Annotated in this window: 21 protein-coding genes; 17 read left to right on the plus strand and 4 right to left on the minus strand. The window is 62.6% G+C overall.

Annotated features, from left to right (window positions below):
* Positions 1-21 precede the first annotated feature (21 nt).
* Both AC1VVM_RS17940 and AC1VVM_RS17945 read right to left on the minus strand, forming a co-directional pair.
* Positions 22-633 carry a hypothetical protein gene (locus AC1VVM_RS17940; RefSeq protein WP_482906696.1) on the minus strand — a complete coding sequence of 204 codons (612 nt, stop codon included), beginning with the start codon at positions 631-633 and terminating at the stop codon, positions 22-24.
* A 124-nt stretch (positions 634-757) separates the two neighbouring features.
* On the minus strand, positions 758-1,738 hold the full coding sequence (locus tag AC1VVM_RS17945) for a sterol desaturase family protein (protein WP_482906697.1): 981 nt from the start codon (positions 1,736-1,738) through the stop codon (positions 758-760).
* 345 nt (positions 1,739-2,083) lie between these two features.
* Here AC1VVM_RS17945 and AC1VVM_RS17950 point away from each other — a divergent pair, with 345 nt between their 5' ends.
* Positions 2,084-3,646, plus strand: a complete 1,563-nt coding sequence (locus tag AC1VVM_RS17950; protein ID WP_482906698.1) for a sulfotransferase family protein — start codon at positions 2,084-2,086, stop codon at positions 3,644-3,646.
* 108 nt (positions 3,647-3,754) lie between these two features.
* Here AC1VVM_RS17950 and AC1VVM_RS17955 read toward each other — a convergent pair whose 3' ends face one another.
* Both AC1VVM_RS17955 and AC1VVM_RS17960 read right to left on the minus strand, forming a co-directional pair.
* A complete protein-coding gene (locus AC1VVM_RS17955; RefSeq protein WP_482906699.1) occupies positions 3,755-6,160 on the minus strand; it encodes a TonB-dependent receptor in 2,406 nt (801 codons plus the stop codon).
* Between the two features lie 203 nt (positions 6,161-6,363).
* Positions 6,364-7,359, minus strand: coding sequence for a sterol desaturase family protein (locus AC1VVM_RS17960; protein WP_482906700.1), 996 nt, complete (start codon positions 7,357-7,359; stop codon positions 6,364-6,366).
* Between AC1VVM_RS17960 and AC1VVM_RS17965 the strand changes: the two genes are divergently transcribed.
* From AC1VVM_RS17965 to AC1VVM_RS18040, 16 genes are all read left to right on the plus strand, one after another.
* Positions 7,334-7,663 (plus strand): hypothetical protein, encoded by a 330-nt coding sequence (locus tag AC1VVM_RS17965; RefSeq protein WP_482956983.1) that lies wholly within the window; start codon positions 7,334-7,336, stop codon positions 7,661-7,663. The genes AC1VVM_RS17960 and AC1VVM_RS17965 overlap by 26 nt on opposite strands.
* Positions 7,664-7,858: 195 nt before the next feature.
* Positions 7,859-8,332 (plus strand): CopG family ribbon-helix-helix protein, encoded by a 474-nt coding sequence (locus AC1VVM_RS17970; protein ID WP_132386336.1) that lies wholly within the window; start codon positions 7,859-7,861, stop codon positions 8,330-8,332.
* 261 nt (positions 8,333-8,593) lie between these two features.
* Positions 8,594-9,673 carry a putative urea ABC transporter substrate-binding protein gene (locus AC1VVM_RS17975; protein WP_482906702.1) on the plus strand — a complete coding sequence of 360 codons (1,080 nt, stop codon included), beginning with the start codon at positions 8,594-8,596 and terminating at the stop codon, positions 9,671-9,673.
* 48 nt (positions 9,674-9,721) lie between these two features.
* Complete coding sequence (locus AC1VVM_RS17980) at positions 9,722-10,537, plus strand: ABC transporter permease (protein ID WP_482906703.1); 816 nt, start codon at positions 9,722-9,724, stop codon at positions 10,535-10,537.
* Positions 10,534-11,301, plus strand: coding sequence for an ATP-binding cassette domain-containing protein (locus AC1VVM_RS17985; protein WP_482956984.1), 768 nt, complete (start codon positions 10,534-10,536; stop codon positions 11,299-11,301). The genes AC1VVM_RS17980 and AC1VVM_RS17985 overlap by 4 nt, the downstream gene beginning before the upstream one ends.
* 27 nt (positions 11,302-11,328) lie before the next feature.
* Positions 11,329-11,808, plus strand: a complete 480-nt coding sequence (locus AC1VVM_RS17990) for a CopG family ribbon-helix-helix protein (protein WP_482906705.1) — start codon at positions 11,329-11,331, stop codon at positions 11,806-11,808.
* A complete protein-coding gene (locus AC1VVM_RS17995; RefSeq protein WP_482956985.1) occupies positions 11,805-12,629 on the plus strand; it encodes an urea amidolyase associated protein UAAP1 in 825 nt (274 codons plus the stop codon). Before AC1VVM_RS17990 ends, AC1VVM_RS17995 begins: the two co-directional genes overlap by 4 nt.
* Positions 12,630-12,643: 14 nt before the next feature.
* Positions 12,644-13,279 (plus strand): urea amidolyase associated protein UAAP2, encoded by a 636-nt coding sequence (locus AC1VVM_RS18000; RefSeq protein WP_482906707.1) that lies wholly within the window; start codon positions 12,644-12,646, stop codon positions 13,277-13,279.
* Entirely contained in the window at positions 13,276-16,872 is a 3,597-nt protein-coding gene (gene uca, locus AC1VVM_RS18005; RefSeq protein ID WP_482956986.1) for an urea carboxylase, read from the plus strand. The genes AC1VVM_RS18000 and uca overlap by 4 nt, the downstream gene beginning before the upstream one ends.
* On the plus strand, positions 16,869-18,638 hold the full coding sequence (gene atzF / locus AC1VVM_RS18010; protein WP_482956987.1) for an allophanate hydrolase: 1,770 nt from the start codon (positions 16,869-16,871) through the stop codon (positions 18,636-18,638). Before uca ends, atzF begins: the two co-directional genes overlap by 4 nt.
* 29 nt (positions 18,639-18,667) lie before the next feature.
* Positions 18,668-19,612: a Vgb family protein gene (locus AC1VVM_RS18015; protein WP_482956988.1), complete on the plus strand. Its 945-nt coding sequence runs from the start codon at positions 18,668-18,670 to the stop codon at positions 19,610-19,612.
* 204 nt (positions 19,613-19,816) lie between these two features.
* Positions 19,817-20,755 carry a LysR family transcriptional regulator gene (locus tag AC1VVM_RS18020; RefSeq protein WP_482956989.1) on the plus strand — a complete coding sequence of 313 codons (939 nt, stop codon included), beginning with the start codon at positions 19,817-19,819 and terminating at the stop codon, positions 20,753-20,755.
* Between the two features lie 274 nt (positions 20,756-21,029).
* On the plus strand, positions 21,030-21,419 hold the full coding sequence (locus tag AC1VVM_RS18025; RefSeq protein WP_482906713.1) for a hypothetical protein: 390 nt from the start codon (positions 21,030-21,032) through the stop codon (positions 21,417-21,419).
* Between the two features lie 117 nt (positions 21,420-21,536).
* Positions 21,537-21,869, plus strand: coding sequence for a UrcA family protein (locus AC1VVM_RS18030; protein ID WP_482956990.1), 333 nt, complete (start codon positions 21,537-21,539; stop codon positions 21,867-21,869).
* 597 nt (positions 21,870-22,466) lie between these two features.
* Positions 22,467-23,651, plus strand: coding sequence for an efflux RND transporter periplasmic adaptor subunit (locus tag AC1VVM_RS18035; protein ID WP_482956991.1), 1,185 nt, complete (start codon positions 22,467-22,469; stop codon positions 23,649-23,651).
* Entirely contained in the window at positions 23,648-26,809 is a 3,162-nt protein-coding gene (locus AC1VVM_RS18040; RefSeq protein ID WP_482956992.1) for a multidrug efflux RND transporter permease subunit, read from the plus strand. Before AC1VVM_RS18035 ends, AC1VVM_RS18040 begins: the two co-directional genes overlap by 4 nt.
* Positions 26,810-26,811 lie beyond the last annotated feature (2 nt).

Here is a 26,811-nt window from a genome sequence, read left to right on the forward strand (position 1 = left end):
AAATCCGAAGAAACTTCGGGGCTATGAGCCCAGCAAGCTCCTTCTAAACAATGTCTTGACCAGCCTGTCTTCGAGAATCCGCCCCACGAGATAGAGCGAGGCGAAGATCGCAGCAAAAACATAGGCGGACGTGGCAGAGGGTTTCTTGTTGCGCCCTTCAGGCTTGTCCGCGTCCTTCTTTTCGGGGGCTGGTGCGCCCAGGGCTTTGTCGATCGGGTTCATCGGCACGTCTGCATCTTTTTTGGCATCATGACCTTTTGCAGGCGTGCTTGCAGCCTCGGCTGACGGTTTTTCGTGCTTGCCCAGGGCTATGGTCAACTGAGCCATGCCCAGAAACAGTAGCGGTGCCAGAAAGCAGAACAGCAATGCCCGGCTGGTCAGATGATAGCGTAGCACGGACCCGGACACGCCTTGCTCGATCCGCAAGACGCCGCCATCGAACACGGACATCTTGTCCTGAGCCGCCTGATCCTTCTTGCGGAAAATTAGGGTATCGTTCGTCCGCTCGTGGCTGGTGCCGTATTGGCGGAACAGCGGGTCGAGCCTGTCAAAGGCATCGTCGCTCGATTGTTCGGGAGCGAGTGTCACACTCCCCCTGACGTGCCAGATCCAGTCGATGAAACGCGAGTTCACGTGACCTCCTTTGGGAGAGCTGTTCGATGCCGTTTAGCGGCAAGCCTCAAGCCCGGGCCGCTCAAGGCGGCCCAGACCGGGCATGGCAAATGGGAGCAGGCGGATTATGCGGATGGAGCAGGCATTACTCGGCGGGCGTGGCAACCGGTTGACCAAAGCGTTCCTTGAGCGACTTCCAGCCTTCGGTGAAAGGGAAGGTCATCTGTTCGCGGATCGACATGCGGCGGCCGCCTTCCATGCCCAACAGTTCGGCCTCACCGTCAATGCAAGTTCCGAAAATGCGGTCGATGAAGATGTAGGAACCCGAATAGTTGCTGCGGGTGGCCTCAAAGTCTTGCGAATGATGCAGGCTATGATGTTCGGTCGTGTTGAACAGGAAGCGCCACCATCTTGGTGAGTTGAAGCGGACATTGATGTGCTGGTAAGTGCCGATCGCCATGCCAAAGGCGCCGGCGAGCAGGAAGGCGCGCGGCAGAAAATCAAAGAAGCCGCCGATGCCAAGCCCGATCAGGAACAGCTCTACTGGATTGCCCACCGCACCTTTGTTGATGTTCAACTGGGTTATATAGTGATGTACAGAGTGGGGTAACCACAAGGGGTACCAGTTATGCATCCCGCGATGCATCCAATATTGCCCGAAATCGAAGACGAACGAGATCAGGAAAGCCTGCACCAGCAGCGGCAGACCCATAAACCAGGTAAATTTGTCCCAGTGGAAATAGTGCTGTACGGCTTCGACCATGACTTTGTCGCCGATGTAATCGTCGACTATTCGGAGCGCCGTATAGCCGAGCCCGACATAGAACAGGTCTGTGACCAGTTCCTTCCAGGTTAGCCGCCAGCTCTCGTGGCGCGGGTTTACCCATTCAAGCCCCAGCAATAGCACCTTGAAGCCGATGCCGATGCCCACTGCGGTGGATGCCTTGGCGATGGAATTGGGGGCATAATACCAGAACGCGAGCAGTGCGAAGAGCACCGTGGGCTGGAACCAGGTAAAGATGAACTGCTTGACCGGGCCGCCCTCCACCTTGGGGATGTTCTCCCAGCCTATGGTTACCGGCGCCTGTGTACCTATTAATCTTTTGCCTACGCGAACTCCGTCCATACGCCTGCCCTCGTATTATTTCGCTACCCATTTCAGTAATACTAACATGTTATAACGTAATACCAATGGGCCCATCGTGTCTAGACACAAAGTGGACGTTTCCGGCCCGTTTTCGGGAAAAAATCCGGCGATGCCGATATTGCGCCTGGGGTCGATTTGGACGGCCCAGGATCGGTTGGCAAAATGGTTGCCGACGGTTAGGCTTCGGTCGGAAGGGGTACGTGGAGCAATGATGGAAATCAGGTGGAATCCCGCTTCCTTGCGGTCTTGGCCGTGCCCGCTGTTCAAGGCGCCTTTCCAGCAAACGTCGGGGCATAATTCGAATTCCGTGACGGGTGCGGCTTGATGCTGGAAACGCAGGCGAGAGAGGCGCTGAAACGCGGCGACCTGCGGGCCGCTGTTGCCGCTGCCAAGGCGCTCGCGGATGCCAGCCCGCAACAGCCGGAAGGGTTCTTTTTGCTCGGCGTCGCAGCGGCAGAGGCGGGTCAATTGGCCAATGCCGTTCCCTTGATCGAAGCTGCGGTAGAGCGAGGTCCGAAAGCCGAACATCTGGCGCAGCTTGCGCGATTGCTCATTTTGCTGCGGCGGGACGGCGAGGCTGCGGATGCCGCGCGTGAGGCCATGGCACTGACGCCCGAAGACGCCCTGACGTTCGATACTATCGGATGCGTACTAGCCCGCCTCGGGGACCATGAGGCATCGATGGCGCCATTCGCAGAGGCAGTGGCGGCCGCGCCGGACAATCTGGACTATCGCTACAATCTGGCGGCGGCGAGCGGTTTTACGGGCCGCGTCGAAGAAGCACGCGCGCAATACGAAATGATTTTGGCCGCAGATCCCGGAGATGCGCGTGCGCATTATGCGCTCGCCATTCTCTCTCGACAGACCGCGCAGACCAATCATGTGCCCCGACTGGAAGCGGCGCTGGCACGGGCGGATGCGCCCGATAAAGCCCTCCGGATCCGCTATGCCTTGGCAAAGGAACTGGAAGACATCGGCAACGCCGCCGAAGCGTTTCGGCATTTGTCCGCTGCCAACGATGCGCAGAAACAGGCGCTCGGTTACGATTTCCAGCAGGACGCCGCGATATTCGACGCGATCGAGGCGCTATTCGGCGGCCCGCCGAACAGTTTCGATGCAAGCGGGGGTAATGCCGGTCCGGCACCCATTTTCGTCGTGGGCATGCCGCGCACGGGCACCACGCTGGTCGACCGCATCCTGTCGTCGCACCGCGATGTCGAGGCGGCGGGTGAGCTTCAGGCGATGCCGTTGGCGGTCAAGCAACTTACGGGCACATCATCGCGGCGCGTAATCGATCCGGAAACCATTGCTGCCAGCGCGGGCATCGATCCGGCGGCGATTGGCGACGCCTATCTGAAGCGTGCCGATCATCATCGTCCGGGCGTGAAAGCGCGCTTTACCGACAAGTTGCCGGCCAATTTCCTCTACATCGGGCATATTGCGCGTGCCTTGCCCAATGCCCGGATCGTCTGCCTGCGCCGGAATCCGATGGATACGATCTGGAGCAACTACAAGAACCTCTTCGCCAGCCAATCGGCCTATTACGCCTACTCTTACGACCTCATGGACACGGCGCGCTATTATGCGCGCTTTGACCGGCTGATGGCGCTTTGGGAAAGCATTTGGCCGGGGCGGGTTCTGCAATTGTCGTATGAGGCGCTGGTCGCGGATCAGGAGGGGCAAACCCGGGGGTTGCTGCGACATTGCGACCTCGATTGGGACGAGGGCTGCCTGTCGTTTCATGAGAACGGCGCCGCCGTTGCGACGCCCAGCGCGGCGCAGGTGCGCCGGCCGATCAATGCCGATTCCGTGCAGAAATGGCGGGCCCACGAAGCCGCGTTGGAACCGGCGCGCGCATGGCTTGAGGCGCAGGGCGTAAAGCTCTGACAAAGCGCCATCGCCTGCCGTCTGGCAAGCGATGGCGGAGTGGGTAACGCAGCGGGTGGGATCGAGGTGTTCCGTTGTACCGAGAACGCCTCGATCCTCGCATGAAGATCAGTACTTTATGCGCGCCTCGATCCCGACTGTACGTGGGTTCAGCACGGTCTGCCGGTAGAAGCGCACGGCAACGCCATCGTTTACACCGATGCGCGAGCGATCGTTGCCAACCGAGACGACCGCGTATTTGTCGAAGATGTTGTTGGCAAAGAGGCCGATGCTGTACTTGTCGGTTTCGTAAGAGATCGAGGCCCGGTGGAGGACGTAGCCCGGGATCTTGTCGCCATAGGCGCGGTCCCAACCCAGTCGGGACACCACGTTTCCGCGATAGGTTGCGGTCCAGTTGCCGATCAGGCTGCCGTCCATGAACGGCATGGTGTAAGTGGCGCCCAGGCTGCCCGAATTCTTGGCCGAGCCCGGCAGACGGTCGCCGTCCAGCGCGTCGAGCTGTGTGAACTTCGGCCGCGCGTCATAATCGCCGGGGGTCGTGCGGATCGTGATGATGCCGGGTACGTCGTCGGTGAGCTTCGCATCGGTGTACGAATACATGCCCTGGATCGCCAGTTCGGGGATCGGCCTGAGCTGGAACGAGGCTTCGAAGCCCTGCGACTTGGCCGAACCGCCGTTAACGGTGATCCCGGTTGCGCCGTAAAGGGTGGTCGAGTCGACCTGAATGCCGTCCCAGACGATATGGAAGACGTCAAAGTTGAACGACAGTTTCCGGTCGAACAGCTGCGTACGAATGCCGATTTCGGCGTTCTTCGTCTTGTCCGGACCGTACTGGATCTCGTTCGGTAGTGCGCAGGCGTTCTGCTGGTTTGCCGGAACGGGATCGGGGCAGGGCGCCACGCGGTTAGGTCCGCCGATGCGGTAGCCCTTGCTGTACGTGGCGTAGACCATCAGGTCAGGGGTGAAGTTGTACGAGGTGTTGAACTTCCACACCCAGCCATCCTGCTTGGCCTTGCCGCCCGACGGAGTCAGGTCATAGGGGCTGAGCGGATCCCCCAGCAGGGGAAGGACGAGAGCGCCCTGGATCTCCGACGTATACTTGAAGTAACGCGCGCCGCCTGTGACCTGCCACTTTGGCGTGATCCTGAACGTGCCTTCGCCGAAGATCGCCTTTTCGGTTACCTTGGACTTGATGTAGCTGACATATTCGAGATCGTCAGGATTGTTGGGAACGCCGTAGAAGTCCGACAGGCCGGGCGTGTGTTCGGCATAATCGTTGTGGTATTTCTGATCGTTGTAGAAGGCGCCGAGCACCCAGTTGAGCGGTCCGCCATGACGCGAGACGAGGCGGATTTCCTGGTTGAACTGCTTGCGGGTATTGTCGGATTCGTTCCAGCTCGAAAACGCGGGGAACAGCTCGTAGTCGTAGTCGAGATCGAGCAGCAAGTCAGTATTGTCGGACTTCGACTTCACGCGAACATTGGTATAGGCCGTTGTCGAGACGAGATCGGCGATGTCGGCAATGTTTGCGTTGATCTCCATGCTGGCCAGATGCGCGCGGCGGTTTACCGGCTCTTCGTAGCGGGCTGCGTTCTCGTACTTGCCGGTGCCCATCACGCCGGCGCTGTTGGACTGGGAGCCGTCGGTCTTGGTGCGCTGGAATGCGTAAGTGAAGATGACCTTCAGGTCTTCGGTGGTCTGGAACAGCAACTGGTTGCGCGTCGTAAAGGTTCTTTCGAAATTGAGATCCTTGCGCTTCTTCAGGTTTGCCGAGGCTTCTTCGGGCGTTACGCCGTCCGGACCGCCCGGCTGCGGAAGAGAGACGCCAGGTTCCTGAAGCAGCAGCGGATAATCGATAAAGCCGGGGTCGTAATAGTAGCCGGTGGCGGTGCGGAAGGCGATGTGGTCCTTGACGATCGGAATGTTGATCATGCCGTCGAACTGATAGCCTGCGTGGCTGCCGTGGCTCTTGCCGTAGAGGCGGCCATGGGCCTCGCCCTCGAAGCTATCGAGATCGGGGCGGTTCGGGATGTAGCGGATCGCGCCGGCCAGCGTGCCGAGGCCGTAGAGCGTGCCCTGCGGGCCCAGCAACGTTTCCACGCGCGCAATGTCGAGCAGCTTGAAGTCGTAGTAGAGCGGCACTTCGCCCAGATAGACGCCGAGGGCATCGTCATAGTTGGCGCCTCCGGAGTCGACATCGGAAGCATTGAGGCCGCGCAGAACGATCGTCCCGGTGCCGCCGGGGCCGGTGTCGGAAATCGTCAGGCCAGGCGTGAAAGCGGCGAGATCGCGCACGTCGTCGATGTGCTGGCGGGCGAGGTCCTCGGAGCCGATCGCCGAAATGTTGATCGGCGTGTCCATGATCGTCGTGGCGCGGCGGGTGCCGGTCACGACGATGGCATTGCCGTCATCCGATACGGTGGCGTCCTGCGCCATGGCCGGCACGGCCAGTGCGGTGCTTGTGAACACGGTTGCGGACAGCAGCCCCGCTTTCATTTTTGCGCGATATGTCATGTGCTTCCCTGTCTGTGTTTTGGTTTACGTTGCCCGTGCCCTGGCTTGCCCCTGCCAGAACCCTGTGGGTGTTGCTTGGAAGTCCCTCTTGGACGCGCCCTGCCACCGCTTGAGGGGTGTCTTGCCGGCGCGTTTCTTGCACTCGGCGCTCTCACTGCGCGCCGAGGTATTTACCGATGCGATCCTTGGTATTGCGCCGTGGATCAGCGGGTTGCGGAGGCCGCCTCGCTACGTTTCGCGATGATCCGCGCGATCAGCGGTTGGAACGGGAACAGGAACTGCTCCCGGATGGAAAGTCGCTTGCGTTCATCTTGCCCGACGATCGCGGATTCGCCTTCGCGATAGGTTCCGAAAATGCGGTCGATGAGGATCAGCGAATTGGCGTAATTGCAACGGGTGGCTTCATAATCGACCGAATGGTGGAGGCTATGATGCCGGATCGTCGTGAAGAAGAGCGAGTAGAACCGGGGCGGGTCCGCACGCACATTGGCATGTGCGAAAGTCGAAACCACCGCCAGAACATTGAAAGCGCAGAATTGGGCGGCCTGCGGAATATCGAACAGCGCCACTATGCTGAGGCTGATGAGGAACAGTTCGATGGGGTTGCCCACCGCGCCTTTCATTGCGTTCAACTGGGTGATGTGGTGATGCGGGGCGTGGGTCAGCCAGAACGGCGTCCAGTTATGCATCAGCCGGTGCATCCAGTACTGGCCGAATTCGATGACGAAGATCACCAGCGCGACCTGCACGACGAACGGCAAGTGCATGGCCCACTGGGTGGTAATACCGAGCGAGTGTTTCACCGAAGTCAGCGGATCTTCGGCCAGTTTGGTCGAAACCCACGTTATCACCGTGGCTCCGAGGATCACGTAGAACAGATCGGTGACGAATTCGCGCTTGTTCATTCGCCAGCCCGAATGCCGTTCGTGGACCCATTCCAGGGCCAACACCGCCAATGTCGTCAGCGAAGTGGCGACAACGAGGGACCAGGAATTATCGATCCATGACTTCGGGCCATAAGCCCAGAACAGAACGGTGAGCGCGACGAACGCCGGTGGCAGCAGATCGAAGACCTTGTTCTTCAGTGTAGTGTCATTCCGTGCGCCGGAAGAATCCGGATTTCCGTCGGGATAGCTGCCACCGGCGAATGAATGCTCATCGCCTGATAGAACCGTGATGCTGGCCGGCAGTTGTCCCATCGAAAACCCCCATCCAAGCCGGCGACCCGGCTTGCTATTGCAGATTCTTTCCTCCCGCTCAGTCGCTCTGTTCGGCGACATTAAGCACACGGTATGGATATTACCTTTTTCGTCAAGCGTATTAATGCTGCAAGTGCAGCATTTACCGGAAAATCGAAAAAAATGGCGGAATACCGCCATTCTTGAAGGAGGAGTTTATGAAGCTTTGCCGCACGTGCGTTTGGTGAGCGCGATGAACGCTGCTCAGGCGGGCGCCGCCCACGGGGAAAACATCGTTGCTGATTCGCGCGTGGCAGGCACATGACCTGTCCTGCCGGCCGCGCGATGCGCACGATTGTTTGTACTTCTTGCAGAACCTGCCGAGAGCGCAATCGCGGACTGTCTTATTGCCGGCGCATGCGATAGGAGACGGCCGTAAGGTTTTGCATGTGAAGATAGTGATGATCGCAGAAAGGGGCGCAGTTTGAGCACCGATCCCGCCAGTCTTGCCCGGCTCAGCATGAGCCTCCCCGCCGAGCTGTTTCGCCAGCTCGACGCCATGGTGGAAGAACGTGGCCTGCCTTCGCGATCGCAACTGATCTCCGAACTCATCCGCCATGCTCTTGCCGAGCATGAGGCATTGACGCGTCCCGAAGAGATGCTCGCCGGCACGATCACCCTTGTTTACCGGGGCGACAGGGGCAAAGTGCGCCAGCAGCTTGCGCAGAGCCAGGCAGAGTACTTGAAGGAGGTCATCTCCTCACAGCACGTGTTTCTGGAGGACGATCAGTCGCTTGAGGTCCTGCTGGTGCAGGGGCCTGCCGCGCGATTGAAGGAATTGTGCGACGCGCTGCGCGGGATTCGGGGTGTTCGCCAGCTCCAGCTTGTCACCACCACCGCCTTGCTTCCGCCGCTTCACGAGCAGGAGAAGGCCAGGAGCGACGACGCCGCCCCAACTCGCAAGCCGCGGGCCAAGAGCGAAGAGGCGGTGTAACGGCCGCCTGTGGCGAGGATTGCGATCCCGCCGCGATACGTGCCTTGAAGATCGCAGCGACGGTTTCCGATCCGATCGCCGCAGCCGATCCGTGTCCGGATTTGGCGGAATAGCCCGGGCAGCGGCGGAAATTGCGCCTCTCGGTCCGCGTGCCGATTCCCCCTCAGGGGGTGAGTATTACAGAATCGGTTCACCGTAATAATTTTCGATGGACAACCCTTTCATTCGCGGCAATGCTGCACTGCGAAAGGGGACCGACTCATGATCGTATCGATCCGTAGAATATCCAAGGCCGCACTGATGGCTGGCGTGCTTCTTACCGCGGCTTGCTCACAGACATCGAGCGACGCGCCGAAGCGCCAGGAATTCAACATCGGATGGTCGATCTATGCGGGCTGGATGCCCTGGCCTTACGCGCAGCAGGCCGGCATCGTGAAGAAGTGGGCGGACAAGTACCACATCAAGATCAACATCGTTCAGGTGAACGACTACGTCGAATCGGTTAATCAGTATACCGCCGGAAAGCTGGACGGCGTTACTGTCGCCAATATGGATGCCCTTACGATTCCGGCTGCCGGGGGCAAGGACACCAGCGCCATCATCGTGGGCGACTATTCCAACGGCAACGACGGCATCCTGTTGAAAGGCGCCAGCGATCTGAAGGCCATCAAGGGCAAGCAGATCAACCTCGTCGAGCTTTCCGTTTCGCACTACTTGCTCGCACGCGCGCTGAACTCGGCCGGGCTGGCGCTGAACGACGTGAAGACTGTGAACACCTCGGACGCCGACATCGTGGGCGCGTTCGCCAGCCCGGACGTTACCGCGGCGGTTGCGTGGAACCCGCAGCTTTCGGTCATGAAGGAACAGCCCGGCGCGAAGGAAGTGTTCAGCTCGGCTGACATTCCGGGTGAAATTCTCGATCTTCTGGCGGTCGATACCGCCACACTGAAGGCCAATCCGAACCTCGGCAAGGCGCTTGCGGGCATCTGGTACGAAACGGTGGCGCTGATGAAGCGTCAGGACGGCGAGGGCAAGGCCGCGCGCGCGGCGATGGCTAAGCTGGCGGGCTCGACGCCGGAAGCGTTCGACAGCCAGCTCACCACCACGTTCCTCTATTCCGATCCGAAGGCGGCGGTCGCGGCGGCATCGTCTCCGGCGCTGGTCACCACCATGACACGCGTCCGCGATTTCAGCTTCTCCAAGGGGCTGTTCAAGGGCGCGACGTCCGCCGACGCGGTGGGAATGGCCTTCCCCGGCGGCAAGACGCTCGGCGATGCCCAGCACGTGACGCTGCGTTTCGACGAAAGCTTCATGAAGATGGCAGCCGACGGCAAGCTCTGAGCGTACTCAGAGCCCTTCAATTCCGCTACATCAAGGTGACATGACGCAATGCGTTGGGTGAATCGTCAACTCCGGCGAAGCGACCGCCTGCTCCTTGGCGCGCTGCCAATCCTGCTGCTGGCGGTGGCCTATCTGCTGGTAGCCGCCAGCCGCCACGCGGCCAACCCGGCGGACAAGATCCTGCCTCTGCCTTCCAGCATGGTGCAGAGCATGTCCGTCCTGATGTTCCAGCCCGACCAGCTGACGGGTCAGCTGGTGTTTTGGGCGGATACGCTCGCAAGCCTCCAGCGGCTGGGGATCGGGTTGGGTATCTCGACATTGATGGCGATCTGCGTCGGGCTCGCGCTGGGGGCACTGCCGCCGGTGCGTGCCACGTTCGGACCGCTGGTGACAGGCATCGCGGTGATCCCGCCGATTGCCCTGCTGCCGATCCTGTTCATCGCGCTGGGATTGGGCGAGACGGCGAAAGTCGCACTGATCGTGGTGGGCATAGCGCCGGTCATGATCCGCGACATCGCGGCCCATGTCGCCGCCTTGCCCAGAGAACAGATCATCAAGGCGCAGACGCTGGGCGCCAGTAGCTGGCAAGTGATGATCCGCGTGGCGCTGCCTCAGGCCATGCCCCGGCTCTTGCAGGCGATGCGGCTGTCGCTCGGACCGGCATGGGTCTTCCTGATCTCGGCCGAGGCGATCGCATCCGACGTCGGCCTTGGATACCGCATCTTCCTCGTTCGCCGCTATCTCTCGATGGACGTCATCATTCCCTACGTCGCCTGGATCGCGCTTCTGGCGATCGCCATGGACGTGACGCTGACTTTCCTGAGCAGGCGGCTGTTCCCGTGGGCACACGGAGAAAACCATTGAGCACACTTCTCAGCTTTCGCGACGTCTGGGTCGAATATGGGGACAGGATCGTCATCGAGAAACTGTCCCTCGATATCGAAGCCCACTCGTTCGTCTCGATCATTGGTCCTTCGGGGGCGGGCAAGAGCAGTTTTCTGCGCCTGATCCTTGGCCAGGAGGGGCCCACCCACGGGTCCATTCTCCTCGACGGTATACCGCTCGCGCCCGAATGTGGACCGGATCGCGGCATCGTGTTCCAGCGCTACTCGGTGTTTCCGCACCTCTCGGCGCTGGGCAACACGATCCTCGGGATGGAATGCGCAAGGGCGCCACTTTCGGCCCGCCTGTTCGGCGCCGCCCGGCGTGCGGCGAAAGAGGAGGCGGTCGAGATGCTGACCGCCGTGGGACTGGGTGACAGCCTGCACCTCTATCCCGCGCAGATGTCAGGCGGCATGCAGCAGCGGCTGGCGATTGCCCAGGCGCTTGTGAAGCGGCCACGCATACTTCTGCTCGATGAGCCGTTCGGCGCGCTCGATCCCGGAATCCGTGCCGACATGCACGTGCTGATCCGGAAATTGTGGAGCGACTATGCGCTGACGATCATCATGGTCACTCACGATATTCGCGAGGCTTTCAGCCTTGGAACGCGCGTGATCGCGCTCGACAAGCGCCGTCACGATCCGCACGCGCCCCACCGTTTCGGCGCTGCCGCGGTCTACGATCTGCCGCTCAAGGAGCGGGTCGAACAGATTTCCGACGAGCGCGTGAGTATTACTATTGACTGAATAGGTAATAATTGGAAGGAGGTGCATATGAGCTCCGAATCCGCAAGCCTGGCGCGGCTCAGCATGAGCCTTCCGGCAGACCTCTTCAGACAGCTCGACACGATGGTGGCGGAACGGGGGCTTCCTTCCCGCTCGCAACTGATCGCCGAACTGATCCGCCACGCTCTTGCCGAGCATGGCTCGCTTACCCACCCGGACGAGATGCTCGCCGGCACGATTACCCTTGTTTACCGCAGCGAGCAGGGCCGCGTTCGGCACCAGCTTTCCCAGACCCAGACCAGTTATCTGAAGGAAATCATTTCCTCTCAGCATGTCGTGCTGGAGGACGATCAATCTCTCGAAGTCCTGCTCGTGCAAGGCCCGGCCGTGCGGCTGAAGGAACTGTGCGATGCCATCCGGCGCGTGCGCGGGATGCAGCAGCTGGAACTCGTGACCACCACCGCCCTTCTGCCGCCGCTTTACGAACAGGACGGCGGCAACTCCCAGTCGATCGGAGCGAATTCATGACCCAGATTCTGGCGAACCCGCTTGCCGCCCGCGACCATGCACGCGGCATGGAAGGCACCGTGATCGAGAGCATGCCGGTGCTGCCGCCGGTCGCGAGCGATCTCCCGGCCGGTGTGTCCGCGCAGGACCTCACGTGGGAGGAAACGATTGCGGCAGGCGGCTATGCGACGCGGCGGCTGGCACGCGGCACGCGCCTGCGGCTGATCGACATCAAGGGCGATGCCTGCGCCTCGCTGCTCGTCTTCAATGCGGAAATGCCGACCGAGCGGCTCAACGTCGCGGACACCGTAAAAGTCCAGTGGAACGCCTATCTCGATGCGGGCAAGCTGCTGCTGTCCGACATGGGCCGCGTGCTCATGAGCATTCTGGAAGACGATGCCGGCACGCATGACACCTTCTGCGGCACCTCCAATGCCGCCACCAATGCGGCCAAATACGGCGACGGCAGCAATAGCGGCGCTTATCCAAACGGGCGCGACCGCTTTCTCTTGGGCGCGGGCAAGCACGGTCTCGGCCGCCGCGATGTGCACCCCTGCGTGACCCTGTTCAAGGGCACGCGGATCGAGACGGACGGCACGATCACCCCGCAAGTGGGTCCGTTCCAGGCCGGTCGCAGCGTGGTGCTGCGCGCGGAAATGGACGTGATCGTGGTGATCGCCAACTGCCCGCATGTGCTCGACCCGCGTGACGACTGGACAGTGACGCCGCTGCGCGTCTCGGCCTGGCGCGGCCCGGTCACGCCGGAGGCGGACCCGATCCGCACTGCCACGCCGGAAGGCCTTCGCGCCTTCCAGAACGTCGAAGACTACTTCCGTCGCTGAAAGGACAGGCCACAATGAACGCCGATCCCCACATGTCCGGTCTCACCGGCGCCGTGATCCACGACGTGATCGTGCCCGCCCGGGCGCCATGGCTGCACCACGTGGCCGCAGGGCAGACGCTTCGTATCGTCGACCTTGAAGGCAATCAGGCCGTGGATTTCCTGCTCTATTCGGCTGAGGACGGTGCCGAACGCTACAGCGCGCAGGACACCGTTGCCGCACAGGGTAATCTGTTCCTGCGCCAAGGCACCCGGCTGCTGTCCAACGAGGGCCGGACGATGATGACCATCGCCGCCACCTCGGTCGAATATCACGACACCATCGGCGGCGCCTGCTCCTGCGAATCCAACACCTTGCGCTACGGCCATCACACCAAGGCCGAGCATGCCTGCGTGGAGAACTTCCTCGAAGCCAATCTCACCGAGGGCCGGGGCAAGCGGGACATCGTGTCCAACATCAACTTCTTCATGAACGTACCGGTCGAGCCGGACGGGTCGCTGGGCATCGTCGACGGAATATCCGCGCCGGGCCTGACCGTTGACCTGCGAGCGGAAATGGACGTCGTCGTCGTCGTCTCGAACTGCCCGCAGGTCAACAACCCCTGCAACGGCTTCAACCCCACCCCCGTTCGGATGATTGTCACCGCATGAACTTTGACACGGTCCTGATCGCCAACCGAGGCGCGATCGCCACCCGCATCATCCGCACGCTGCGACGCATGGGCCTGAAGTCCGTCGCCGTCTATTCCGAGGCAGACGAAGGCTCCAACCACGTATCCGAAGCCGATGAGGCGGTCTGCATCGGCGGGGCGAAAGCCTCCGACAGCTACCTCAACGTCGCCGCGATCCTCGATGCCGCGCGCAAGACCGGGGCAGGGGCCATCCATCCCGGCTACGGCTTCCTGGCCGAAAACGTGGAGTTCGCGGAGGCCTGCGCCGAAGCGGGCATCGTCTTCATCGGCCCCACCGTCCAGAACATCCGCACGTTCGGCTTGAAGCACAGCGCCCGCGCGCTTGCTGCCGCGCATGACGTGCCGCTGGCGCCCGGTACCGGGCTGCTTGCTGACGAAAAGGATGCCGTACTCGCCGCGCGCGAAATCGGTTTCCCGGTGATCCTGAAGGCAACGGCGGGCGGCGGCGGCATCGGCATGCGCGTCTGCGAAGACGAGGCGGAACTGCGCGATGCTTTCGCATCGGTGGCGCGGCAGGGCCTGAGCAATTTCGGCGATGCCAGCGTCTTCCTCGAACGCTACGTCCGGCGCGCGCGCCATGTCGAGGTCCAGTTGTTCGGCGATGGCCAGGGCCGCGTCATGGCCCTTGGAGAACGAGACTGCTCGCTTCAGCGCCGCAACCAGAAGGTGGTCGAGGAAGCCCCTGCACCACTGCTGCCCGAACGCGTGCGTGCGGAGCTGATTGCCTCGGCCGTGCGACTGGGCGAGGCCGCGCGATATCGTTCGGCCGGGACGGTCGAATACCTCTACGACGCCGACCGGGAGGAGTTCTTCTTCCTGGAGATGAACACGCGCCTTCAGGTCGAACACGGCGTCACCGAAATGGTGATGGGCATCGATCTGGTCGAATGGATGGTGCGCGGCGGGGCGGGGGACTACACTTTCCTCGACCGTGAGCCGCCGACCCCGCAGGGCCATTCGGTGCAGATGCGCCTCTATGCGGAAGACCCGTCGCTCGATTATCGTCCCACTTCGGGCACGCTGACGGCGCTGGAATTCCCGTCCGACATTCGCGTCGAGACATGGTGTTCGGCGGGAAGCACGGTCAGCGCATGGTACGATCCGATGCTGGCGAAGCTGATCGTCCACGCGCCCACCCGGGCCGAGGCGGTCGAGGCAGCGCAGGCGGCGATCGACCGGAGCCGCGCGGACGGCATCGAAACCAACTTGCGCTGGCTGCGTGATGTCGTGCGCTCGCGCGCTTTCGTCAGCGGTGAGGTCTCGACCCGCGTGCTTGACAGCATCGTCTATGAACCGCGCTCCATCCGCGTGGTCAGCGGCGGCACCGCGACGACCGTGCAAGACTGGCCGGGGCGGCAGAAGCTCTGGGCTGTCGGCGTGCCGCCATCGGGACCAATGGACGACCAGTCCTTCCGTCTCGGCAACCGGCTGCTCGGCAATCCGGAAGGGACGGCGGGTCTGGAGGCCACTGTCACCGGCCCCACGCTTGCTTTTGTAGCCCCGGCGCGGATCTGCATCACCGGTGCGGACTTCGGCGCGACGCTTGACGGCGAGCCGGTTCCTCGCGGCGTTCCGACCGACGTGAAGGCAGGCCAGACGCTGGCGCTCGGCCGGGCCTCGACAGGCGGCATGCGCGGATATGTGCTGTTCGCCGGCGGGCTCGACATGGCGCCCTATCTGGGCAGCCGCAGCACCTTCGAACTCGGCCAGTTCGGCGGACATGCTGCGCGCAGGCTGCTGGCGGGCGATACATTGCATCTGGCCGGGGAGAGCACCGACGCGGCGCTGCCGATGGTGGCCCTGCCGGAGATTTCGACCGACTGGACCTTGCGCGTGCTCTATGGCCCGCACGGCGCGCCCGATTTCTTCACCGATGAAGACGTCCAGTCGTTCCTCGGTGCGGAATGGAAGGTGCATCACAACAGCAACCGCACCGGCGTTCGCCTGATCGGTCCGAAGCCCCGCTGGGCCCGTACGGACGGCGGCGAGGCGGGGCTGCATCCCTCCAACATTCACGATAATCCCTATGCCATCGGCGCGGTCGACTTCACCGGCGACATGCCGATCATCCTCGGCCCCGATGGCCCCTCGCTGGGCGGTTTCGTCTGTCCCTTCGTGGTGATCGCGGCCGATCGCTGGAAGATCGGACAGCTCACCCCCGGTGACCGCCTGCGCTTCGTGCCGGTAAATATCGACGATGCGACGGAGGCGGATGCCTCGCAGCGCGCGTTCGTGGCGACAGGTGTGGTGCCTGCCTCGTCGCCGGTTCGCCCGGTGGAGACCCTGTCCCCCATCCTCGCCGAAGTGGCAGAAGGCCCCGGCCGGCCGCGCACCGTCTATCGCCAGCAGGGCGACCGGAACATCCTTGTCGAATACGGCCAGATCGTGCTCGACATCGAACTGCGCATTCGGGTGCATGCGCTGATGACGGAGCTGGAGCGGCTGGCTCTGCCCGGCGTCATCGATATCGTTCCCGGGATCCGCTCGCTTCAGCTGCACTTCGATGGGCTGGCGCTGGACCAGCAGGCCGCGCTGGCCATGCTCATCGCGGCGGAGGAGCGGCTGGGGGGCCTTGAGGACTTCACGATCCCTTCGCGCATCGTCCACTTGCCCCTGAGTTGGCGCGATCCGGCAACGATCGAGACGATCGAGAAGTACATGGCGACGGTCCGCGCCGATGCGCCATGGTGCCCGGACAACATCGAGTTCATCCGCCGCATCAACGGCCTTGCCGACAGCGATGCGGTCGAGAACCTGATCTTCGAGGCGAATTATCTCGTGATGGGGCTGGGCGATGTCTATCTGGGCGCTCCTGTGGCCACTCCGGTCGATCCCAGGCACCGTTTGGTGACGACCAAGTACAACCCGGCGCGCACCTGGACGCCGCCCAATGTCGTGGGCATCGGCGGCGCCTACATGTGCATCTACGGCATGGAAGGGCCGGGCGGTTATCAGCTCTTCGGCCGGACGGTTCAGGTCTGGAACACCTACCGCCAGACCGACGCCTTCATTGAAGGCAAGCCGTGGCTGCTGCGCTTCTTCGACCAGATCCGCTTCTATCCGGTGAGCGCGGACGAACTGACCGAATGGCGCCGGGAGTTTCCGGCCGGGCGACGCTCGCTCCGGATCGAGCCGTCCGAGTTTCGGCTGGCGGATTACCGGGCCTTCCTTGCCGAGAATGCGCAGTCGATCTCGGAATTCGAGGAAAAGCGCAAGGCCGCTTTCGACGAGGAACGCGCGGACTGGCAGCGGCTTGGCGAGTTCGACCATGCTGTCGATACTGGCGAGGTCGAGGAGCCGGAGGGCGCGGTGATCGACATTCCGATCGGCTCCAATCTGGTGGAAGCGCCTTACGGCGGCGTGGTCTCGATGCTGCTCGTAGCGGCGGGGGACGTGGTGGAAGCGGGCGACAAGATCGCGGTGATTGAGGCTATGAAGATGGAATGTCCTGTTGAAAGCCCCGGCCGGGGCACGATCGAGGCTCTTTACATGCGCGAGGGGCAGTCGTTGCAGCCCGGCGCGCCGATGCTGGCCCTGAGGCAGCACGCATGACCGCGCCCGATCGTCGCAGCGCGGCTGCAATCGCCGATGCCGTCAATGCGGGGCGCACAAGCGCCGTCGCGGTGGCCGAAGAGACCTTGGCGCGCGTCATCGCCTATGATGGCGTGCAGCCGCAGATCTGGATCAGCCGTGCCAGCCGCGAGCATCTTCTGGAGCAGGCCCGCGCTGTCGATGCCCGCATCGCTGCCGGGGAAGTGCTGCCGCTGGCAGGTGTTCCCTTCGCAGTGAAGGACAATATCGATGTGGAAGGCTTCGATACCACGGCGGCTTGCCCAGCCTTTGCCTACCGCCCGGAAGGCTCTGCCACGGTAATCGAGCGCCTGACGGCGGCGGGCGCGCTTTGCGTCGGCAAGACCAATCTCGATCAGTTCGCCACTGGTCTGGTCGGTACGCGTAGCCCTTACGGCATCCCCCGGAATGCCTCCAATCTCGCCTATGTCAGTGGCGGTTCCAGCTCGGGCTCGTCGGTTGCCGTGGCGGCGGGGCTGGTGGCCTTTGCGCTGGGCACGGACACTGCCGGCTCGGGCCGCGTTCCGGCCGCCTTCAACCACCTGATCGGGTTCAAGCCCACGAAAGGGCGCTGGAGCACGCATGGCCTCGTCCCGGCTTGCCGGACGCTCGATTGCATCACCGTCTTCACCGACGACACGGCCGATGCGCGGCTGGTCGATCAGGTTGTCGCAAGCTTCGATCCGGCTGATCCTTACTCCAAGCCGCTGGCCGACAAGCCGCTCCGGCCCGCACGCATCGGTGTGCCACGCCGCGACCAGCGGATCTGGTTCGGCGATGCGGAATCCGAATTTCTCTATGACCGCGCGCTCGAAAATCTCGCGCAGTTGGGGGAACTGGTGGAAGTCGATCTGGCGCCACTGCTGGAGGCCGCGCAGCTGCTTTACGGCGGTCCCTGGGTCGCGGAGCGCACGGCGGCGGTGGCCGATATGCTCGCGGACAACCCGGATGCCATCGACCCGACCGTCCGTTCCATTGTCGAGCCCGGCGCGGCGGTCAGCGCGGTGGAGCTGTTCAACGGCATGTACCGCCTTGCCGAGATCAAGCGCCACGCCGACCTGCTGTGGTACGATATCGAGATGCTGGCGTTTCCAACCACCGGCACCACCTACCGCGTCTCCGAACTGCTGGCGGCGCCCGTGGCGCTCAACAGCAATCTGGGCCTCTACACCAATTTCGTGAACCTGCTCGACATGGCCGCGCTCGCGGTGCCTGCCGGGATACGGGCCAATGCGACGGGCTTCGGGATTACCCTGATCGGCCCCGCCGATACCGACCGCGCCCTGCTGGACGTGGCCGACGCCTACCTTTCGGTTGCGGATCTCCCGCTGCCGCCATCACTCGATTTGGAGGGAAAGATGCAGACCGTGAAACTCGCCGTCGTTGGCGCCCATCTCAAGGACATGCCGCTCCACTGGCAGCTCACCTCGCGCGATGCGAAGTTCGTCGGCGCCTTCGAAACCGCGCCGACTTACCGGCTCTATGCCATGGCGGACAGCGTGCCGGCCAAGCCCGCACTCGTGCATAGCGAGGATGGGGCGGCCATCGCCGTCGAGGTTTACGAACTGGGCGTTGCCGAGTTCGGCAGCTTCGTGGTCGAAGTGCCGGCTCCGCTTGCGATCGGCACCGTCACGCTGGCCGATGGCAGCAGCGTGAAGGGTTTCGTCGCCGAACCGCGCGCCATGACCGGGGCGGAGGACATCACCAGCCTGGGCGGATGGCGCGCCTTCATCGCGCGTGCTGCCTGACACACATCCGCAAGTTTGAAGGGGGAAACATGCGCAAGTTCGGACTGACGGTTCTGGCTGCTGCCGGAGCCATGGCTACCATCTCAACTGCCGCTCAGGCTCAGCAAGAGCAGGTCATTACAGTACCGGGCTTCGCGGATTTCCTGGCGGTTGACGGAAAGACCGTCTGGGCCACGAACAAGGGTCGGGTCGAACGCTGGTCTCGCGAAAGTAAGCTCGCGGAGGTCGCGATGGCCCACCCTTGCGGCGCCATGGCTATCGCGGATGGTTCCCTGTGGGTTGCCGATTGCAAGGAAGGCACGCTCAACCGGATCGACATCCGCACCGCGAAACTCACTGCAGCCATCGCCACCGGCATTGCCAATCCCAAAGGCGAACTCAATGTCGTTTCGGGCGCCGGGTCGATCTGGGTCGCAAGCGACGCGGGCGGCAAGATCGCGCGGGTCGATCCTGCCAGCAATAGCGTGACGGCTTCGGTTACCGTCGATCCGGGCACCTGGTATCTGGCGTTCGGGTATGGATCGTTGTGGGCGGTCAGTGCCGAGCAGCAATCGTTGCAACGCATCGATCCCAAGACGAACAGCGTGATCGGCAAGACACCTTTGGCGCGGGAGCCGGGCTTTCTTGCCGCCGGGGCGGGCGGCGTCTGGGTCCAGGAACAGGGGGACGGCACCGTGGCCCGTATTGATCCCCACACCGGCGAACTCTCCGGACGGATCAAGGTGGGCGAGAACCTGAAATGGGGCGATATCGACACTGGCAGCGGCAAAGTCTGGCTGCGCACCACAGACGATCAGGTCTTCGTGGTAATCGATCCCAAGACGATGGGTGTCGATAAGCGCATGGGCAAGGCGGCGGGAAGCGGTGCGCTGCGCTATACGCACCACGGCCTTTGGACGACCGCCCATGACGAGCACACCCTGACATGGTGGCCGAAGTCCGCGCTGAAGGCGAAAAGCGACGCCGGTAGCTGATCGCCTACGGAAAATACTGATATAAAAAACTTAAACGAACGCCCGATCCGTGGAAACGGATCGGGCGTTCGGGCTTGGGATGATGCGAGGGGCATAGCGGGATGGCCTATCATTCCGCTTTCTACATAAATTGCGTCTATGCTTTCGGAGCAATGTCGGGCTACTGCGGGTGCAGGCTTTGCCTTGATGGGGACATGCAAGCAGATGAGCGAACGAACGCCGTTGATCGACGAGAAGTTCGCGAAGCGTGTCGATTGGAACCTGCTCCGGACATTCGTCGATATCGTCCGCGCCGGGGGCATCGGGGCGGCGGCAAGGCAACTCAACAAGCAGCAACCGAGCATTAGCGCTGCGCTCAAGCGGCTGGAAGATCAGGTCGGCGCAACGCTGCTGCATCGCTCCGCGACGGGCGTGGAGATGACGAGCGCCGGCAAGGCGATGATGGCGCTGTGCGAGGACATGCTGGAATCCGCCCGCTTGATGCCGCACCAGATCGCGCAGGCGACACGGCGGGTTGAAGGCATCGTCCGCATCCAGATGGTCTCGGGCGTCGTTTCCCGTGAATTCGACGAGGCCATCGCCAGTTTTCACCGCCGCAATCCCGACATTCATATCGAGATCCGCGTCTCGCCCTGGCGTCAGGTGCTGGATGCGCTGGAACGCGGTGAAGTGGAAGTGGGTGTCGGATACGACGGCGGCGTTCGTGGCAGCCTTGTCTACGAGCCGCTGTTCGTGGAGCGGCAGCAACTCTACTGCGCGCGCAGCCACCCGCTTTTCGGCTATCGCGTTACTCAGTTGAAGGAACTGATCGGCGAAGGCTTCGTGCTTACAGGTGAGCAGGAGATCGAAGCCATCACACAGCTTCGTCGCCGGTACCGACTGGGCGGCAAAGTGACGGGACTGGTGGAGGATACCGGCGAAGCCCGCCGTCTTGTGGTCAATGGCGTCGGCATCGGTTTTCTGCCCGTGCATGCGGTTCAGGCCGAAGTGGAGAGAGGCCTGCTGTGGCCGCTGCTTCCCGCGGAATTCGAGCCCTCTTACGACATCTTCCTTCTAGCCCGGTCCGAACCCGCGCGCGACACGGCCACGCAGCTTTTCATTGATGAGGTGTTCCGGCGCATCCGTGCGCTGCACAGGTCATAGTCCCAATCTATGCCTTTCATCGAAAATTTGCCTCTGCCTTCATCACCTGTCCAAGCCCAGTTTCGGATCGGGCAAGGTGAGGGTTTTGAATGGGGCCGAAAACAAATTTCCAGCCAGCGCGCAAATCCGGCGTCGCGGCGATTGGCGTCAAGCTGCTCAGGGCGATCCTCGAAAGCGTTGAAGCGCGGGCTCAGGCGGTTGGGGGCGTGCCGAACCGGCGTGTTTTGCCCAGTGCCGAACAGGGCGCGGGCAAGCTCGATGGCCTTTCAACACATTGAAGATCCGATACTATCTCGGCACGCGGGCGATAGCGCTGAGCGCAGCGGTCTGGACCGCGACCTTCGCGCCTTGCGCTGTGGCCGCGCCGCAGGCTGAAACGCGGCTGGTCTCGTGCGGCGGAGCAAGTTGCCTGCTCATTTCCGGCCATCGGGCCGACCCGGCATCCACGGTTCGCATCAACGGGCACGAGGTACCTGTCCAGGGGCAAAATGCCTGGAGAGTTCGCTTGCCGGTTGAGACCGTTCGGGAATGGTCCCTGCCGATGGCCCGGGCGATCGACGTCACGGTCGGCGAAACCGAAGTTGCGAGCGCGCGCGTCGATCTACCGATTGGATTGCTGGGTCATTCCACGGACCTTGCATCGCTGGTTATCGGCAGTCCATAGTCCCGATTTGAGGCCCGTCAGTAGATAATCCAACGGTTCATTGTCAGTTTCCCTGCTGAACGCTATGAAAGCGAGGTCGCCGGAGAGCGATCGTCGATATGTGTTCAGGAGAAGATGATGAAGATCGGTGTAATGGTCTTGGCCTCTTTCGCTTTCGCCACGGCCGCTTCTGCGGCCCCCGCGCAAAATCCTTTCGCTCAGGATAGCGCTGTCTTGCAGCTCAAGGGGCTCGACCTTGCCACGGTCGACGGCCAGCAGCGACTGGCCATCCGCATGGATCAGGCCGCCCGCGCCGTCTGCGGCGACCGACTGGCGAACATCCATCTCGCTGCCGAGGAGAAGGCGCGTGAGTGCCGGACGGCGGTGATTGCGGACATCCGCACAAAGATCGAATCGCGCACGGCAGAGGCTTCGGGCGCCGTTCCGGTCCAACTTGCCTCGGCACGATAACCAGAGCCTTTAACAGGCAGGTTACACAAGCGCCGCGGGCAGCCGGAAACGGTTGCCCGGTGCTTGCCCTGCCGATTCCAAATTCTGACAAAGTACCGGGGGCCGGGTTTATCGCCGGTCGGCCGACAGACCCGTCTAATTACTGCGCATACGCGGGCAGGCCGGGTCTTTAATAGCGATGAAACAATCCGTACTCGTTTGTCGAGCAACTTCAATTTTATGCCCCGGCCCGGGCTGAAATCGGCAACGTATTGCCTCGATCTCTGCGCTATGAGACAAAGGACTATCGTTCGATTCGGCTAACATATCCGATTTTCGGGAATTTTCCTGCTCGCAGCGGCTTTATCAACGACAGCCTCGGGCAGGGATAAAGGAACTTCGTCATACCGGCGAAGCCTCAGTCCGAACGTCATGGGGAGGTTTTTATGTCGTCTCCGTCTGCATATGATCTCCCCAGAGAATTGCGCTGACCATGCTTGCTGCCACGGCGGCCAATCCGATTCGGGGAATGGGGCTCAAGCGGAGCCGAGAGGGTCACCTGAGACATAATTGCACGATATACTAGACCGTGTTGAGGCTTTGTTAAGGAAAGCTCTCGTGCGCCAGAAGTATACATCGTTCTCTAATCTGATAAATGCCGGCCGTCTGGCAGCGATGGCCTGTATTATTCTTACTCAGGCGTGTTCCAACGAAACGGCTCCCAGCCCGCCGCCAACTCCGGTCAAGGTTCTGACGGTCGGTCGATCGTCGGCGGCGAATGCCATCGAATTGCCGGGCCGGGTGGAAGCCGTTCGATCGGCGCAGGTCCGCGCCCGCGTCGATGGCATCGTCCTGCGGCGGTTCTATCAGGAAGGCTCGGATGTCGCAGCCGGCGCCGCGCTGTTCCAGATCGATCCCGGCGATGTGCAGGCTCAATTGAGACAGGCCAACGCGGGATTGACGCGCGCGCTCGCTGCCCGATCGGATGCGGCGCAGGTCGTGAAGCGCTTTTCCTCTCTGATCGGGAGGCAGGCGATCAGCGAACTGGAATATGAAAGCGCGCGGAACAACTTGCGGCAGGCCGAAGCGGGCGTTCAGGACGCGCGCGCGGCGCTCGACCGTTCGAAGCTCGCCGCGAGCTATGCGACAGTGCGCGCCCCGATTGCCGGCCGGGTAGGTCGCGCGGAAGTGAGCGAGGGCGCCCTCGTCAGTGCCGGAGCGGGTACGTTGATGACGCAGGTCGATCAACTTTCCCAAGTCTATGTCGTATTCACGAAGTCCAGCTCCGATCTGCTCGATCTGGCGCGCATGACGCGTTCCGGCGAAGTCCGTCTCCCCGACTTGCGCAATATCGAAGTCCGCCTGACTACGGAGAATGGGCAGGACTACGGCGTCGTCGGCCACCTCGATTACGCGGGTCTGGTCGTACAGCCGGGCACCGGAAGCCAGGCATTGCGGGCGGTATTTCCCAACCCGCACCGGGACCTTCTGCCCGGCCAGTTCGTGCGCGGCGTCCTGCAGGCGGGAACCTTCGTGAATGTGCTCTCCGTGCCCGAACGCGCGGTCATGATCGGCGCCGGAGACACCAGCGTGATCGTCGTCGGCACAGACAACGTGGCGGAGCGCAGGCTCGTCACGCTCGGTGAATCGCATGACGGAATGTGGATAGTTCGTTCGGGATTGAAGGCGGGCGAGCGGATCGTGGTGGAAGGGTGGCAAACCGTCGTGCCGGGCCAGAAGGTTGCGCCACAGCCCTTTAAACCGGCCCAGCAGCCGGCGCAACAGGCAAGCCGCGAGGGATGAACCGCTTCTTCGTCTATCACCCGGTCTTCGCCTGGGTGATCGCCATTTTCGCCCTGCTGTTCGGCGGGATTGCCATCGCCAATCTGCCGATCGAGATGTTTCCGAACATCGCGCCCCCTTCGGTCAGCATCTCCACCGCCTTGCCCGGCGCCGATGCGGTCACGCTTGACCGGACAGTGACATCGGTCATCGAGCGCGAGATGAATGCGGTCGACAATTTCCTCTACATGTCCTCGACCAGCCGCTCCAACGGCACCGCGCAGGTCACCGTGACCTTCCAACCAGGCACCTCGCTCGACGTGGCGGTTTCGCAGGTTCAGGACCGTCTGGCGCGGGTGGATTCACGCCTTCCCGAGGACGTTCGCCGCGCTGGTGTGCGGGTGACTTCGTCCTCGTCCGGATTTCTGATGATGGTCGCGCTGCGGTCGAAGTCCGGGGTAACGTCGCGGGCCCAATTGGGGAACTACGCGAGCAACAACATTGTCGAGGAACTGCGCCGCGTTCCCGGCGTCGGCGATGTGCAGCTGTTCGGTTCGGCCTATGCCATGCGCATCTGGCTCGACCGTGATAAGCTCGCCGGATACGGGCTGACCCCGGCGGAAGTCTTGCAGGCGGTGCGTGAGCAGAACAGCCAGACTGCTGCCGGCACGCTGGGCGCGCGGCCAACCGCATCGGCGGCGGATCTCAATGTCCAGATCATCACGCAGAGCCGCTTTTCCACGCCTCAGCAGTTCCGGGAAATCATCGTCGCGTCCAATCCCGACGGTTCGACTGTTCGCCTCGGCGACGTCGCCCGCGTGGAACTGGGCGAGGACAGCTATGCCATGCATGCCACGCTGAACGGGCAGGAAATGGTAGGGATCGGCGTGCAGCTCGCCTCCGGCGCCAGCGCGCTGTCGACGGCGTCCGGCGTGCGCGCGCGCCTGGATGAGCTGGAGCGCAGTTTCCCTCCGGACATCGCGTGGGAGACGCCGTTCGATTCCACGCCGTTCATCGTCCGCTCCGTGAACAACGTGATGCGCACGATGATCGAGACGCTGCTGCTGGTCTCGGCCTTCGTCTACCTGTTTCTCCAGCGTTGGCGCGCGATCGTGGTGCCCACGCTGATCGTGCCGATTGCGCTGGTGGGCACGTGCCTTGGCCTGCTGCTGTTCGGGATGTCGCTCAACTTGCTTTCGCTGTTCGCGATGGTGGTGGCGATCGGCATCCTGAATGACGATGCCATCGTCATCGTCGAGAATGTCGAACGCATCATGCGCGAGGAGGGCCTCGACCCGCGCGAGGCGACGGCCAAGGCGATGGGGCAGATTACCGGGGCAATCATCGCGACTACACTTGTACTGGTGGCCGTGTTCATCCCGATGGCGTTCTTTCCGGGGGCGAGCGGCGGGGTTTATCGCCAGTTTTCGGTCACCCTCACCATTTCGATGATCGTTTCGACAGTGCTTTCGCTGACACTCGCGCCGGCGCTGTGCGGCAGCATTCTGCGACCACCGCCCGAGAAAACGGAAGTGAATGATCGGCCGCGTAGCCTGCCTGCACGGTTCTTCGATCGCTTCAACCGCGGTCTGGAAAACACAACCGGGCGTTATGTCGGGGCGGTGGAGACAATGCTCCGCTCGCCGGTGCGTTGGTTTGTCGTGTTTCTCGGGATCTGCCTTGTGACATGGCTGCTGTTCGCGCGGTTGCCGGGCGGCTTCCTGCCGACGGAGGACCAGGGCTCGATCATGATCGGCTACAACGCCGCGCCCGGCGCCACAATGGCGCGCACAGAAGGTGCCGTGCGGCAGGCCGAAGGCTTCCTTCTCAGGCAGCCCCAGGTGCGCAACGTCGTTTCGATCTACGGCTTCAGCCTGTTCGGCCAGGGAGAGGGCGCGGCGATGTCCTTCGTGGACCTGAAGCCGTGGGAAGAGCGGCCCGGCGCGGACAATTCCGCTGGCGCCCTTGCGGCGCGCGCGAACCGCGCATTCTTCACCATTCCCGAAGCAACGATGTTCGCTTTCGAACCGCCGCCGATCTCGGCGCTGGGCAATGCCACCGGCTTTTCCATGCGGGTTCAGGATCGCATCGGCACTGGCGACAATCTTGCTAGCCGTGCGCATGCGATCATTGCCGAGGCGGCCAAGAGCCCGATACTGGCCGGGGTCCGGTTCGAAACCCAGCCTTCGCGGCCCCAGCTCTATCTCGACCTGGATCGGGTCAAGGCGCGGGCGCTGGGTTTGCAGATCGGCCAGATCAATCAGGCCCTGAGCGTCACGTTCGGCTCCGCCTATGCGAACGATTTCATGCATGACGGCACGGTTCTGCGCGTGATCGTGCAGGGCGAGGCTTCGCAGCGGATGGAGCCCAGCGACATCGCCGCCCTGCGGGTCCGCAACGACCGGGGCGAGATGGTGCCGTTCAGCGCGTTCAGCACCATGCATTGGACTGCCGGTCCGGCGCAGCTTGAACGCTACAACGGGTTCCCGGCGGTGGCGATTTCCGGCCAGCCGGCTCCCGGCCATTCCAGCGGCGCCGCTCTGAACGAGATGGAGCGGATCGCCCGGGAGGTGCTGCCGCCCGGCTATGGCTATGAATGGACCGGCACTGCCTTCGAGGAACGTCAGGCCAGCGGCCAGATCGGCGCCTTGCTTGGGCTTTCGCTGATCGTCGTCTTCCTGTTGCTGTCGGCGCTGTATGAGAGCTGGTCCATTCCGCTGGCGGTGCTCATGGTCGTTCCGCTGGGCGTACTGGGTGCGGTGCTCTTCACCCTTGCGCGCGGCATGATGGCGGACGTCTATTTCAACGTCGGCCTCGTGGCGATTATCGGGTTGGCGGCGAAGAACGCGATCCTGATCGTGCAGTTTGCGCTCGACGAAGAGTCGCAAGGAAAGACGGCGAGCGAGGCGGTCAGCCTCGCCGCGCGGCAACGACTGAGGCCGATCCTGATGACCAGCCTGACATTCGTGATCGGCATGCTGCCGCTGGCTATCGCCGTGGGCGCCGGCGCGGCCAGTCGCCGTGCCGTGGGGACCGGCGTGATGGGAAGCATGCTCACGGCGACGGTGCTTGGCATCTTCTTCACGCCGCTGTTCTTCGTATCGGCGCGCAAATGGCTGGGCGCGCGGCGTGAGGAGCCCAAGCCCGGTGCCAAGCCCGATCAGGCCGAGGAAAGCTAGAC

The organism is Novosphingobium sp. BL-S-33 (assembly GCF_056857025.1).

Coding starts and splice junctions, on each gene's coding strand:
- uca (WP_482956986.1), top strand. CDS start 13,276: ATGAACTTTGACACGGTCCTGATCGCCAACCGAGGCGCGATCGCCACC.
- atzF (WP_482956987.1), top strand. CDS start 16,869: ATGACCGCGCCCGATCGTCGCAGCGCGGCTGCAATCGCCGATGCCGTC.
- AC1VVM_RS18030 (WP_482956990.1), top strand. CDS start 21,537: ATGAAGATCGGTGTAATGGTCTTGGCCTCTTTCGCTTTCGCCACGGCC.
- AC1VVM_RS17950 (WP_482906698.1), top strand. CDS start 2,084: ATGCTGGAAACGCAGGCGAGAGAGGCGCTGAAACGCGGCGACCTGCGG.
- AC1VVM_RS17945 (WP_482906697.1), bottom strand. CDS start 1,738: ATGGACGGAGTTCGCGTAGGCAAAAGATTAATAGGTACACAGGCGCCG.
- AC1VVM_RS17990 (WP_482906705.1), top strand. CDS start 11,329: ATGAGCTCCGAATCCGCAAGCCTGGCGCGGCTCAGCATGAGCCTTCCG.
- AC1VVM_RS18000 (WP_482906707.1), top strand. CDS start 12,644: ATGAACGCCGATCCCCACATGTCCGGTCTCACCGGCGCCGTGATCCAC.
- AC1VVM_RS18020 (WP_482956989.1), top strand. CDS start 19,817: ATGAGCGAACGAACGCCGTTGATCGACGAGAAGTTCGCGAAGCGTGTC.
- AC1VVM_RS18015 (WP_482956988.1), top strand. CDS start 18,668: ATGCGCAAGTTCGGACTGACGGTTCTGGCTGCTGCCGGAGCCATGGCT.
- AC1VVM_RS17970 (WP_132386336.1), top strand. CDS start 7,859: ATGAGCCTCCCCGCCGAGCTGTTTCGCCAGCTCGACGCCATGGTGGAA.
- AC1VVM_RS18040 (WP_482956992.1), top strand. CDS start 23,648: ATGAACCGCTTCTTCGTCTATCACCCGGTCTTCGCCTGGGTGATCGCC.
- AC1VVM_RS17960 (WP_482906700.1), bottom strand. CDS start 7,359: ATGGGACAACTGCCGGCCAGCATCACGGTTCTATCAGGCGATGAGCAT.
- AC1VVM_RS17980 (WP_482906703.1), top strand. CDS start 9,722: ATGCGTTGGGTGAATCGTCAACTCCGGCGAAGCGACCGCCTGCTCCTT.
- AC1VVM_RS17975 (WP_482906702.1), top strand. CDS start 8,594: ATGATCGTATCGATCCGTAGAATATCCAAGGCCGCACTGATGGCTGGC.
- AC1VVM_RS17995 (WP_482956985.1), top strand. CDS start 11,805: ATGACCCAGATTCTGGCGAACCCGCTTGCCGCCCGCGACCATGCACGC.
- AC1VVM_RS17955 (WP_482906699.1), bottom strand. CDS start 6,160: ATGACATATCGCGCAAAAATGAAAGCGGGGCTGCTGTCCGCAACCGTG.